The organism is Clostridium sp. AM34-11AC (assembly GCF_003435375.1).
GTDB lineage: Bacteria > Bacillota > Clostridia > Lachnospirales > Lachnospiraceae > Pilosibacter > Pilosibacter fragilis.
This window is the reverse complement of sequence record NZ_QWGL01000024.1, coordinates 1-280: the sequence shown is the minus strand read 5'-3', so window position 1 is coordinate 280 and position 280 is coordinate 1.

Sequence of the window (280 nt, the reverse complement as noted above, 5' to 3'; positions counted from 1 at the left end):
AAAGTTCCTTGAAAACTGAACAGTATGTAAAACCCTGAAAATTCTTATAAAAATGGTCTTTGGTTTAGACCATGAATGAGAACATTCAGAACAAAACCTAACAAAACAGTAGAACGGTTTAAAAATTAGCCAAGCTAAATTTTGGACCTGGACAACTCAATGAGGAAGTTCGAAACCTTCGGCTTCGAACTAAGCTTTCACGTAATACTCGTGAAGGACCTCGTATAAGTAAAAGCTTATAACATGAGAGTTTGATCCTGGCTCAGGATGAACGCTGGCG